We start from the raw sequence: 10165 nt of genomic DNA, 5'->3' as shown, positions 1-10165 counted from the left end.
ATTATCAACGCGCGCATGGAACTTTGTTTTTCGCGACAATGTGCGCATGAATTCATTAGACGGCATTCGCGTTCTCGATCTTTCCCGCGTGTTGGCGGGCCCATGGTGCACCCAAACATTGGCCGACTTAGGCGCCGATGTCATCAAAATTGAACGCCCTGGTGCGGGCGACGACACCCGCAGTTGGGGGCCGCCTTTCTTGAAAGACGCAGAGGGCAAGGACACCCAAGAAGCTGCTTATTATTTAGGGACCAACCGAAATAAGCGCTCACTTACGTGCGATATCTCCAAACCACAAGGCCAAACCTTGATTCGAGAACTGGTGACGCACTGCGATGTCTTCATCGAGAATTTCAAAGTGGGCGACATGGCCCGCTATGGCTTGGACTACAGCAGTCTCAAAGTCCTTAACCCGCGCCTTGTTTATTGCAGCGTGACGGGTTTTGGACAAACCGGCCCCTACAGTGATCGCGCGGGATATGACTACGCTGTGCAAGGCATAGGCGGCTTGATGAGCGTCACAGGCGAGCGAGATGACTTGGGCGGTGGCCCCCAAAAGGTGGGCGTGGCTGTGGCCGATTTGTTCACGGGCATGTACGCCGCCGTGGGCATCATGGCCGCACTACGTCACGCCGAAAAAACCGGCGAAGGCCAATATGTCGACATGGCCCTGCTAGACACGCAAGTGGCCATGCTGGCCAATTTGGGCGCCAACTATTTGGTCAGTGGCAAAACTCCCGGCCGTGCTGGCAACGCGCATCAGAACATCGTGCCGTACCAAGTTTTTGAAGTGAAGCCCAGCCCCGAATTGATCGCCAGCAACGGCCCTGCTGCACGTGATCATCTTATTTTGGCGGTGGGCAATGACGGTCAATATGCCAAGTTCTGTGGCGTGGCGGGACATCCAGAGTTGGCGGCCGATGAGCGTTTTGCCAAGAACACCGAACGCGTCAAAAACCGTCAAGTGCTGGTGCCAATGCTTGAAAAAATCATGCTGACGCGAACCAAGGCCGATTGGTTGTCGGCACTCGAAGCCGCCAAGGTTCCGTGTGGCGCCATCAACAATTTGTCTGAAGTGTTTGCTGACCCCCACGTGGCCGCCAGAGACATGGTGAGCACGTGGCAACACCCGCATCAAAAAGACTTGAAGTTGGTCTCAAGCCCTCTGAAGCTAAGCGTCACACCCGTTCGAAAGGACCATGTGCCACCGCAGTTGGGTGAGCACACAGACGTGCTACTCAAAGAAGTATTGGGCTATACCGACACCCAAATTGCTGAGCTGAAAAACCAAGACATCATTTGATGATGCCTTGATGCTCGATTTATAGGACGATTTTCTTCACTCTTTGCGGAAGGTGTCGTGGCAGCCTTTGCAAGTTGCTGACGCTGGTCCAAATGCTGCTTTGAGTGCATCCACATTGCCAGCCTTTGCGGCAACCGCCACTTTGCTTAGCTCTGCTTGCATCTTGTCGGCCGCTTCTTTGTACTTGGCACTGTCTTTCCAAATTTCGGGCTTGGCGCGCGTTTCGCCTTTGTCACTGCCCTCAGGGAAAGCGGCCCAAGGCAACTTGGCCATGGCGGCGGCAATGTCTGCATTTTCGGCAGCGGCTTTGGCGTCGTAAGGGACGCGGCCGGTTGCCATAGCGCCTACACGGCTAAAGTGTGCAGCCATGACGGTGAAGCTGGCCTTGCGGTACTTGATGGCATCTTCAGGTTTGGCAAATTGTGCTGCAGCAGGCAATGCCATCATGATAGATGCGACACCTGTGACCAGTATCAAGAGTTTTTTCATAATGAATCCTAAAATTGTTAAGTGCCCGCAGTTTCTCATGTTTTTAAATGGCTTGCAGGCACCGTTTTTTCTGCTGAAAGTATTTGAATGACACAAATCAGAATTTGGGATTTACCCACCCGCATATTTCACTGGGCACTGGCCCTGTCCGTCATTGGCTTGGTCATCACGGGCAATGTGGGTGGCAATGCCATGGTGTGGCATTTCCGACTGGGTTACTGTGTTGGCAGTCTGCTTATTTTCAGATTCGTCTGGGGATTTGTCGGTGGGTTTTGGTCGCTCTGGCGCCAATTTGCCTTGTCGCCCTTAACCCTCAAGTCCTATTTGTTTTCCAAAGACCCCTCCGTTAACTATTTGGGACACAACCCAACTGGTTCCTGGTCTGTGTTGGCCATTTTGTTTTTTCTAACTGCCCAAGTGGGTTCTGGCTTGATCAGTGACGACGAAATAGCCAACGCAGGTCCTTTGACACACCTGGTGTCTGAAAAAACCATCCTATCGGCTACTTACTGGCACACCGAAGTTGGCAAGCTTGTTATCTTGATTTTGGTGCTTGTGCACATTTTGGCCATTGCTTGGTACTTTTATCGCAAGAAAATTAACCTGGTCAAACCCATGTTGACGGGTGACAAATCGACTCCCTCAGAAGCAGCCTTGAATGAACCCGCCTCACTCGACCGCCCCATCGACTGGCTGAAAGCTTTGGTGGTGATAGCCATCAGCGCTTATGTCATTTATCGATTGGTGAATTTGGGCCCCTGAAATTTTGCAAATTCTGCAAGCACGCCATTCACGCTAAACTTGGGTTTTGTTTTTAATCGCACCGCTTTGAAAGATACATCGCCTTCTGAGGTTTCGCTCATCGAGCCCACGACGCCCGAACAAATGGATTGGGTTCGTGAGATATTTTTGGAATATGCCAGCACGCTCAGTGTTGACTTGTGTTTCCAAGGTTTTGAGCTTGAATTGAAAGAGTTGCCCGGTGAATATGCACTGCCCCGCGGGTCACTCCAGTTGGCGATTGTGAACGGGCAAGTAGCAGGATGCTGTGCACTTCGGCCCCTTGATTCAGCGGACGAGCCCAATGCCTCCGAGATGAAGCGCTTGTATGTCAGGCCTGCCTACAGGGGCCTGCGGCTTGGCAGGCAATTGGCAGAAGCCATCATTGATGCAGCGCGCCGTTATGGCTACAGCAGCATCTTTCTGGACACCCTTGACGAAATGGAAACAGCCCGCGCCTTGTACGAAGACTTGGGCTTCGAAGAAATTCCACCTTACTATCACAACCCTATTCCAGGCGCACACTATCTTCGTGTGCTCCTTTAATAGGGCGCCTTGTTGAGGCACGGTAGCGAGCCCGCAATGCAGACTCGCAGTGACAATTAAGCTTTGGCTTGCGACAACATGGTGTCGGCGTCGCTCACTTCAAACTTGCCAGGGCCTTCAATGTTGAGGGTCGCGACCTTGCCATCTTTAACGAGCATGGAATAACGGTTGCTGCGCAAGCCCATGCCACGCGCGGTCAAGTCCAATGTGAGGCCAGTGGCTTTGGTGAAATCGGCACTGCCATCACCCATCATGCGCACTTTGCCTGTGCTCTTTTGATCACGTCCCCATGCGCCCATCACGAATGCATCGTTGACGCTGACACACCAGATTTCATCGACGCCAGCGGCGACCAATGCATCGTACTGCGACACATAACCAGGCACGTGTTTGGCAGAGCATGTTGGCGTGAAAGCGCCGGGCAAAGCAAACAAGGCAATGGTTTTGCCAGCTGTGGCTTTGGCCAGGTCGACAGGGTTGGGGCCAATGCTGCAGCCATTGCCTTCAACTTCAACGAATTCCGTCAATGTAACGGCTGGGAGTGTGTCTCCAACTTTGATCATGCTAGTTCCTTTGTAAATTTGAATTCGGTATTTCGTTCATTCGTAAGACGAAAAAAAAAACGACCCACTATTGTGAGTCGTTTTTAGAAGCTTTGCTGAAACTAAGCTTTTTGGGCTTAAACAGTTTCTGCTTTTTCAACCAAACGGGTAGCAACCCAGTTTTTGGTTTTGGAAATTGGCTTGCTCTCGGTGATTTCAATCACGTCGCCCACGCCATATTGTCCAGTTTCGTCATGTGCGTGGTACTTGCTTGATTTGGCAACAATCTTGCCGTACAAAGCATGCTTCACGCGACGCTCGACCAACACCGTTACGGTTTTGGCGCGCTTGTCGCTGACCACCTTGCCGATCAAGGTGCGCTTGAGGGATGTTTTAGCTTCCGTCATGGTCACTCCTTATTTGGCGGCTTGCTTTTGGGCAAGGATGGTTTTGGCACGTGCGATGCTGCGGCGAGTTTCGCGCAGTTGGTTCGTGTTGCCGAGTTGCTGAGTGGCTTTTTGCATGCGCAAATTGAAATGGGCTCTTTGCAGATCCTTGATTTCTTTAGCCAAACCAGCTTCGTCTTGGGTGCGCAGTTCAGTTGTGTTCATTGTGATATCTCCTGAATTACTGGCCAATCATGCGTGCGACAAAGGTCGTGCGCAAGGGCAGTTTGGCTGCGGCCAATTTAAACGCTTCACGGGCCAATTGCTCTGGCACGCCAACGATTTCATACAACACCTTACCGGGCTGAATCTCAGCCACGTAGTACTCGGGGTTGCCCTTACCGTTACCCATACGAACCTCTGCAGGTTTTGTAGAGATTGGCTTGTCGGGGAACACACGAATCCAGATACGGCCGCCACGCTTCACGTGACGTGAAATTGCACGACGTGCAGCTTCGATCTGACGGGCCGTCAAACGGCCGCGGTCGGTGGACTTCAAACCGAAATCACCAAACGCAACCGTGTTGCCACGGGTTGCGACGCCGGTGTTGCGGCCCTTTTGTTCCTTACGGAACTTTCTGCGAGCGGGTTGCAGCATGTTTACTCTCCTTTGGCACCGTCAGCTGCTGCAGCTGGCGCGGCTACTTTACGTACGCGCTTAACGGTGGGTTTGACATCACCACCAGCTTCGGCGGGCTTGTCGCTGCCGTCAACGGGTGCTGTGTTGGTACCGCCAGCACGACGGGGCGCACCGCGAGCAGGCCGGTCACCCGGACGTGCATCACGACGCGGGCCACGTGGGCGACGCTCTTCTTCTTGACGGGGTTCAGCCAATGCAGGTGCATCGTTGCGACCCAAGGTGTCACCCTTGTAGACCCAGACCTTGACGCCGATCACACCGTAGGTGGTCTTGGCTTCAGAAGTGCCGTAGTCAATGTCAGCGCGCAGAGTGTGCAAAGGCACGCGGCCTTCACGGTACCACTCGGTACGTGCAATCTCGATACCGTTCAGACGGCCAGCAGACATGATCTTGATGCCCAAAGCACCCAGACGCATGGCGTTTTGCATGGCGCGCTTCATGGCGCGGCGGAACATGATCCGCTTTTCGAGCTGTTGTGTGATGCTGTCAGCAATCAGTTGGGCATCGATTTCGGGCTTGCGCACTTCTTCGATGTTCACTGCCACTGGCACGCCCAAACGAGCTGCGAGTTCTTTCTTCAAGCTCTCGATGTCTTCGCCTTTTTTACCGATCACAACACCAGGACGAGCCGAGAAAATTGTGATGCGTGCGTTTTTGGCTGGACGCTCGATGAGGACGCGTGCAACCGCAGCGTTCTTCAACTTGGCCTTGAGGTATTCACGAACCTTGATGTCTTCGGCCAACATGCCTGCGAAATCACGGTTGCTTGCGTACCAACGGCTTGCCCAATTGCGGCTGACCGCAAGGCGGAAGCCGGTAGGATGGATTTTTTGTCCCATATTCTTCCTAGGCCTTTCAGTTGCCAACCGTCACATACACGTGGCATGTGGGCTTGCTGATACGGTTGCCACGGCCTTTGGCGCGGGCGGTAAAACGCTTGAGTGTGGCGCCTTGTTCGACGTAGATGGTTTTCACCTTCAACTCGTCGATGTCAGCACCGTCGTTGTGTTCAGCGTTGGCGATAGCGGACTCCAAAACCTTCTTCACAATGCCAGCAGCTTTTTTCTGCGTGAATGTGAGGATGTTCAGAGCTTGATCCACTTTTTTGCCGCGAATTAAATCGGCGACCAGGCGGCCTTTATCGACCGACAAACGGACGCCCCTGAGGACTGCACGTGTTTCCATGGTCTTTCCTTATTTCTTCTGGACTTTTTTGTCCGCTGGATGACCCTTGAATGTCCGGGTCAGAGCGAATTCACCCAGCTTGTGGCCAACCATTTGGTCAGTCACATAAACAGGCACGTGTTGTTTGCCGTTGTGCACAGCAATGGTCAAACCGATGAAATCGGGCAAGACCATAGAACGACGTGACCATGTTTTGATGGGCTTCTTGTCTTTCGTTGCAACGGCTTTTTCAACCTTGGCAACGAGGTGATGGTCAACGAATGGACCTTTTTTAAGTGAGCGAGTCATTGGCTACCCTTTACTTCTTGCGACGCGACACGATCATGACCTGCGTGCGCTTGTTGTTACGGGTACGGTAGCCCTTAGTCAGGTTACCCCATGGGTCAACTGCATGACGGCCTTCACCGGTACGACCTTCGCCACCACCGTGTGGGTGATCAACAGGGTTCATTGCCACACCGCGGACGGTAGGACGAATACCCATCCAACGCTTCACACCGGCTTTGCCCAACTGGCGCAAGCTGTGTTCTTCGTTGGCGACTTCACCAATCGTTGCACGGCATTCGATGTGAATCTTGCGAACTTCACCGGAACGCATACGCACTTGAGCGTAGATGCCTTCACGGGCCAACAAGGTGGCAGAAGTACCAGCAGAGCGAGCGATTTGAGCGCCAGCACCTGGTTTCAATTCGATGCAGTGAATGGTTGAACCCACTGGAATGTTGCGGATGGGCAATGTATTGCCTGCACGGATCGGAGCTTCCGAACCGGACAACAATGTTGCGCCAACTTCCAAACCACGGGGTGCAATGATGTAACGACGCTCACCGTCTGCGTAGCAGACCAACGCAATGTGCGCTGTGCGGTTTGGATCGTACTCAATGCGTTCCACTTTGGCTGGAATTGCATCTTTGTTGCGTTTGAAGTCAACAACACGGTAGTGATGTTTGTGACCACCACCCTTGTGACGGGTTGTGATGTGACCGTTGTTGTTGCGACCCGCTTTTTGATGCTGTGCTTCGAGCAAAGGCGCATAGGCCTCGCCTTTGTACAGGTGATCGCGAGTCACCTTCACCACGCCACGTTGGCCTGGTGAGGTTGGTTTGAGTTTAATGACTGCCATGATTAAGCGGCCTCCCCTGAGAGGTTCAGCTCTTGACCTGGCATCAAGGTGACATAAGCCTTGCGAACATTGTCGCGACGGCCGATTGTCTTGCCAAAACGCTTGGTCTTGCCTTTGGTGTTCACCACAGACACGCCCTTAACTTCCACCTTGAACATCAACTGCACAGCAGCTTTGATTTCAGGCTTGGTAGCGTCCTGCAGCACTTTGAATGTGACAGCGTTTGATTTTTCTGCAACCATGGTGGCCTTTTCGGACACGATGGGGGCAACCAACACAGCCATCAGACGACCTTCGTCAAACTTTTGTGTGCTCATGCGAACATCTCCTTGAGTTTGTCGACAGCGGCTTTGGTCACGAGCACTTTCTTGAAGTGCACCAAAGAAACTGGATCGGCGTAACGGGGCTCAACAATCAGGATGTTGACCAAATTGCGTGAAGCCAAGTACAGGTTTTCGTCAACTTCGTCAGCAATGACCAAGACTGAGTCGAGGTTCATGGCTTTGAATTTGGCAGCCAACTGCTTGGTTTTGGGAGACTCAACCTTGAGGGAGTCGACCACAGCCAAACGGCCTTCGCGTGCCAACTGAGAGAAGATCGAAGCCATACCAGCGCGGTACATCTTCTTGTTGATCTTCTGTGTGAAGTTTTCGTCGGGCATGTTCGGGAAAATACGACCACCGCCGCGCCACAAAGGCGAAGAAGTCATACCAGCACGTGCACGGCCAGTCCCTTTTTGTTTAAAGGGCTTCTTGGTTGAGTGGTGAACTTGTTCACGGTCTTTTTGAGCGCGGGTGCCTTGACGGGCATTGGCTTGATAAGCCACCACGATCTGGTGAATCAGGTCTTCGTTGTATTCACGACCGAACACGGTTTCAGGCGCTTCGAATTTAGAAGCGGCTTGACCTTGATCGTTTAGGAGTTCGAGCTGCATCAGTTCGCTCCTTTAGCTTTAACGGCGGGACGCACAGTGACGAAACCGCCTTTTGAACCAGGAATTGCACCTTTAATGAGGAGCAAACCACGGACTTCATCTACGCGCACGACGTCGAGGTTCTGGGTTGTGCATGTGACATCACCGAGGTGACCGGACATGCGCTTACCTGGGAACACGCGACCTGGGTCTTGCGCCATAGAGATAGAGCCTGGCACGTTGTGCGAACGGCTGTTACCGTGCGACGCGCGCTGTGACTTGAAGTTGTGACGCTTGATGGTGCCCGCGAAGCCTTTACCAATGGAAGTGCCTTGCACGTCCACTTTTTGGCCCACAGCAAACACCGTAGCAGGCACAGCAGCGCCAGCGGCGTACTGAGCTGCTGTATCAGCAGTCACTTTGAATTCTTGAATGATTTCACCGGCTTCAACGCCTGCTTTCGCAAGGTGGCCAGCAATTGGCTTGGTCACGCGCGATGCTTTGCGCGAGCCGAACGTTACCTGAAGGGCAACGTAGCCATCGTTCTCTTGGGTTTTCACCTGGGTCACACGGTTGTTTGAAACATCTACCACTGTGACAGGCACTGCGTCCCCATCATCAGTGAACAGACGCATCATGCCCACCTTGCGGCCCAGCAACCCTAGGGAGTTGCTAAGACTCATGTTTTTTTCTCCAAAACTTCCACCTCAGCGACTTCAATTGGCCACTGAGTTTGATATGAAAGAAGGTTAATAAATCCCAGCCCAAATTAGGCTGAGCCTCGAATTATAGCCACACGCCATGAATCATGGCAAGCAGTTTTTAAATTCGAGTCTTTTTGGGGCTTTTTCAGACCCCGATGAGGACGTTGCAAGCCCAGTTTCCCAGGCAGGCAACACCTCAACTATTTTTTAAATTGCAGATTACTGCAACTTGATTTCGACGTCCACGCCAGCAGGCAAGTCCAACTTCATCAAGGCATCAACAGTTTTATCTGTTGGGTCGACGATGTCCATCAGACGCTGGTGCGTACGGATTTCGAACTGGTCACGGCTGGTCTTGTTGACGTGCGGTGAACGCAGAATGTCAAAACGCTTCATGCGTGTTGGCAAAGGCACGGGGCCTTTGACAATCGCGCCGGTGCGCTTGGCAGTGTCTACGATCTCAGCAGCAGACTGGTCGATCAATTTGTAATCAAACGCTTTGAGGCGAATGCGAATTTTTTGTTTAGCTGACATGTTGGTGTTCCAAACTTAAATGTGTTGAATTAAGCGAGGATCTTGGCAACAACGCCAGCGCCCACAGTGCGGCCGCCTTCACGGATCGCAAAACGCAGACCTTCTTCCATGGCGATCGGGTTGATCAACTTCACAGTGATCGACACGTTGTCACCAGGCATCACCATCTCTTTGCCTTCTGGCAATTCGATCGCGCCTGTCACGTCAGTCGTACGGAAGTAGAACTGAGGACGGTAGTTGTTGAAGAAAGGCGTGTGACGGCCACCTTCGTCTTTAGACAAGACATAGATCTCGCCTGTGAAGTGGGTGTGGGGCTTGATTGAGCCGGGCTTGCACAACACTTGGCCGCGCTGCACGTCTTCGCGCTTGGTGCCGCGCAGCAAAATACCCACGTTGTCGCCAGCTTGACCTTGGTCCAGCAATTTGCGGAACATTTCAACGCCTGTACATGTGGTTTTTTGTGTGTCAGCAATACCAACGATTTCGATCTCTTCGCCAACCTTGATGATGCCGCGCTCGATACGGCCAGTCACCACTGTGCCGCGACCAGAGATGGAGAACACGTCTTCCACTGGCATCAAGAAAGCACCGTCCACTGCGCGGTCAGGCGTAGGGATGTAAGAGTCCAAAGCAGCTGCCAACTTCATGATGGCTTCTTCGCCCAAAGGACCCTTGTCGCCTTCCAAAGCCAGCTTGGCTGAACCTTGAACGATCGGTGTGTCGTCGCCTGGGAAGTCGTACTTAGACAACAACTCGCGAACTTCCATTTCCACCAACTCGAGCAACTCGGCGTCGGCCTGAACGGCCATCGCGCGGCCACCCGCTGCCTTGATTTGCTGAACCACCTCTTCGGCAGCCTGTGCATTGGACGTGTAATTGACGGCGACGTCCCAGCCCTTTTGGGCTGCCAAAATGCAGGTGGCAGCACCAATGCCGCGGCTTCCGCCTGTGACCAAAACA

At 52.9% G+C, this 10165-nt stretch carries 17 protein-coding genes; 3 read left to right on the top strand and 14 right to left on the bottom strand.

The features are described from left to right. Positions 1 to 46: 46 nt before the first annotated feature. Complete coding sequence (locus AMM03_RS12585; protein WP_090132150.1) at positions 47 to 1303, top strand: CaiB/BaiF CoA transferase family protein; 1257 nt, start codon at positions 47 to 49, stop codon at positions 1301 to 1303. 36 nt (positions 1304 to 1339) lie between these two features. Here the strand turns inward: AMM03_RS12585 and AMM03_RS12580 are convergent, their stop codons facing one another. Beyond that, entirely contained in the window at positions 1340 to 1792 is a 453-nt protein-coding gene (locus tag AMM03_RS12580; RefSeq protein WP_090132148.1) for a c-type cytochrome, read from the bottom strand. 87 nt (positions 1793 to 1879) lie between these two features. On the opposite strand from AMM03_RS12580, the gene AMM03_RS12575 reads away from it, so the two are divergent. Next, the gene (locus AMM03_RS12575; protein WP_090132146.1) at positions 1880 to 2554 is read left to right on the top strand and encodes a cytochrome b/b6 domain-containing protein; all 675 of its coding nucleotides are present in this window, start codon (positions 1880 to 1882) and stop codon (positions 2552 to 2554) included. Between the two features lie 123 nt (positions 2555 to 2677). After that, positions 2678 to 3118 carry a GNAT family N-acetyltransferase gene (locus AMM03_RS12570; RefSeq protein ID WP_090132323.1) on the top strand — a complete coding sequence of 147 codons (441 nt, stop codon included), beginning with the start codon at positions 2678 to 2680 and terminating at the stop codon, positions 3116 to 3118. Positions 3119 to 3174: 56 nt separating this feature from the next. On the opposite strand, the gene AMM03_RS12565 is transcribed toward AMM03_RS12570, so the two are convergent. The 13 genes from AMM03_RS12565 to AMM03_RS12505 form a co-directional block, all read right to left on the bottom strand. Continuing rightward, positions 3175 to 3681 (bottom strand): peroxiredoxin, encoded by a 507-nt coding sequence (locus AMM03_RS12565; RefSeq protein ID WP_090132144.1) that lies wholly within the window; start codon positions 3679 to 3681, stop codon positions 3175 to 3177. A gap of 116 nt (positions 3682 to 3797) precedes the next feature. Then, a complete protein-coding gene (gene rpsQ / locus AMM03_RS12560; RefSeq protein WP_090132142.1) occupies positions 3798 to 4067 on the bottom strand; it encodes a 30S ribosomal protein S17 in 270 nt (89 codons plus the stop codon). A 9-nt stretch (positions 4068 to 4076) separates the two neighbouring features. Further along, positions 4077 to 4271, bottom strand: coding sequence for a 50S ribosomal protein L29 (gene rpmC / locus AMM03_RS12555; protein WP_090132140.1), 195 nt, complete (start codon positions 4269 to 4271; stop codon positions 4077 to 4079). 16 nt (positions 4272 to 4287) lie between these two features. After that, positions 4288 to 4704 carry a 50S ribosomal protein L16 gene (rplP, locus tag AMM03_RS12550; protein WP_055359490.1) on the bottom strand — a complete coding sequence of 139 codons (417 nt, stop codon included), beginning with the start codon at positions 4702 to 4704 and terminating at the stop codon, positions 4288 to 4290. Between the two features lie 2 nt (positions 4705 to 4706). Next, on the bottom strand, positions 4707 to 5585 hold the full coding sequence (rpsC, locus tag AMM03_RS12545; protein WP_090132138.1) for a 30S ribosomal protein S3: 879 nt from the start codon (positions 5583 to 5585) through the stop codon (positions 4707 to 4709). Between the two features lie 16 nt (positions 5586 to 5601). Beyond that, positions 5602 to 5931 carry a 50S ribosomal protein L22 gene (gene rplV, locus AMM03_RS12540; protein WP_055359488.1) on the bottom strand — a complete coding sequence of 110 codons (330 nt, stop codon included), beginning with the start codon at positions 5929 to 5931 and terminating at the stop codon, positions 5602 to 5604. A gap of 9 nt (positions 5932 to 5940) precedes the next feature. Continuing rightward, entirely contained in the window at positions 5941 to 6219 is a 279-nt protein-coding gene (rpsS, locus tag AMM03_RS12535; protein ID WP_055359487.1) for a 30S ribosomal protein S19, read from the bottom strand. A 10-nt stretch (positions 6220 to 6229) separates the two neighbouring features. Continuing rightward, positions 6230 to 7054, bottom strand: a complete 825-nt coding sequence (gene rplB / locus AMM03_RS12530; RefSeq protein ID WP_090132136.1) for a 50S ribosomal protein L2 — start codon at positions 7052 to 7054, stop codon at positions 6230 to 6232. Positions 7055 to 7056: 2 nt separating this feature from the next. Next, entirely contained in the window at positions 7057 to 7371 is a 315-nt protein-coding gene (gene rplW, locus AMM03_RS12525; RefSeq protein WP_090132134.1) for a 50S ribosomal protein L23, read from the bottom strand. Next, positions 7368 to 7988, bottom strand: a complete 621-nt coding sequence (rplD, locus tag AMM03_RS12520) for a 50S ribosomal protein L4 (protein WP_090132132.1) — start codon at positions 7986 to 7988, stop codon at positions 7368 to 7370. The genes rplW and rplD overlap by 4 nt, the downstream gene beginning before the upstream one ends. Beyond that, entirely contained in the window at positions 7988 to 8650 is a 663-nt protein-coding gene (gene rplC / locus AMM03_RS12515) for a 50S ribosomal protein L3 (RefSeq protein WP_090132130.1), read from the bottom strand. The genes rplD and rplC overlap by 1 nt, the downstream gene beginning before the upstream one ends. A gap of 240 nt (positions 8651 to 8890) precedes the next feature. Further along, entirely contained in the window at positions 8891 to 9205 is a 315-nt protein-coding gene (rpsJ, locus tag AMM03_RS12510; RefSeq protein WP_055359482.1) for a 30S ribosomal protein S10, read from the bottom strand. Positions 9206 to 9234: 29 nt separating this feature from the next. Then, on the bottom strand, positions 9235 to 10165 hold a 931-nt coding region (locus tag AMM03_RS12505), incomplete at its 5' end, for an elongation factor Tu (RefSeq protein WP_194942888.1).

The sequence above is a fragment of the Limnohabitans sp. Rim11 genome, assembly GCF_001269365.1.
GTDB lineage: Bacteria > Pseudomonadota > Gammaproteobacteria > Burkholderiales > Burkholderiaceae_C > Limnohabitans_A.
The sequence above is the reverse complement of the archived record's forward strand: the minus strand, read 5'-3'. Positions and strand labels throughout refer to the sequence as shown.